The 1,287-nt window shown below is 36.8% G+C and carries 1 protein-coding gene and 1 pseudogene; both read left to right on the top strand.

All coding sequences use genetic code 11. The annotated features are described in order from the left end of the window. Nucleotides 1-713, top strand: a 713-nt coding sequence (locus tag ACFVQB_RS34400) for a hypothetical protein (protein ID WP_379449878.1), incomplete at its 5' end; no start/stop codon positions are given. After that, nucleotides 706-1,287 (top strand): annotated as a pseudogene (locus tag ACFVQB_RS34395) (terminase); the annotation flags it as partial. The gene ACFVQB_RS34400 and the pseudogene ACFVQB_RS34395, both read left to right, overlap by 8 nt.

Raw genomic sequence — 1,287 nt, 5'->3', positions numbered from 1 at the left:
CGAAAACACAGCAAGAAATAAACGCAGATCATCCATCTAAAGATGATGGCATTCAGTTAGATGATACCAATAAAAAAGATGTATTAAGGATGTTGGGATATGATCCGTTCGAAGGAGAAATTGAGAGTGATAAACGTCTTCTTTACAATAACCTAGTCAACTTCCTTGACGAAGGAACATTAGAGGACAATTTCAAACTACCCGCTGTAATTGAAATTGTAAAAGGATTTAATCAAATTGATAAAATAAACCGAGCAATTGCGACAATTACAAGTGACGTAGCTAATATGTCTAATCAGGCAGGCGGCATTAAATCCTTAATTGACTCCAAAGAAAAGATTCTCAAATCCATGCTGGCTTTAGCTAAAGACAATGGTATCTCGGTAAACCATAACAACAATAAAAGCAAAGGTGCCGGGACTCTTTCTGGAATTATTAAAACACTTCAGGAGAAAGGCTTTGAAGAAGGAGAAGTTAATCAATTTGATATTGAAACAGCACAAGGGATAAGACAAGTAGCTGATTTAAGCAATAAAAGTATTATGGATCAATTGCAATTCGACGAGAATGATTATACTTCAATGATTATGGAACAAAGAGAAATTATTCAGAGCTTAGATGCAAGAACAATTACTCTTGAAGAAGAAAACCGGAAGCTTAAGAAAGAATTATTTAGCCTGAGAAAAACAGAAGGAACTTTGACAAATGACTAAAGCTAATATGTCTCAACGGAAAATAGATGGATTTATTAAGCTTGCCGAAGTCATTCAGTGGGGGCGAAAAAACCCGGTCAAATTTGTAGAAAGATTCTTCGGCATGGAACTTTTAGATTATCAAAAGTACGCTTTTACTGAAAGTTGGTACAAGCAATATGTTCTTTGGTGCATGGGGCGAAACTCAGGAAAAACAACACTGGGAAGCCCTTTTATTATGGCCAAAAGTCTCCTGATCCCCAATTTCCAAGCGTATATCTTGGCTGGTGTTGGTTCACAATCGCAAGAGATGTTCTTAAAAATTGAAAAAATAGCGAAAAGAGAGATTGCGTCCTTTACCGGCCTTACAGACATTTTTTATAACGAAACCGTTAAGAGTGCAGCAAACACTGATGGCTTCACCCACAACCCCGCATCATTTCAATACAAACTTTATAACGGAAGTATTGTAAATTCATTAAACGGATCCTTTGACAACAACCGCTCGAAGCGTTCTAATCTAAATTTCTATGATGAAAGTGGTTTTGCTCCTGATGAGCTTTTTACGACTTCTGAACCGTTTGCTGTTCAGAAC

Origin of the sequence: Paenibacillus sp. NPDC057886 (genome assembly GCF_042796655.1) — a bacterium.
GTDB lineage: Bacteria > Bacillota > Bacilli > Paenibacillales > Paenibacillaceae > Paenibacillus.
Note: the sequence above shows the minus strand (reverse complement) of the source record. Positions and strands in the feature narration are given on the sequence as shown.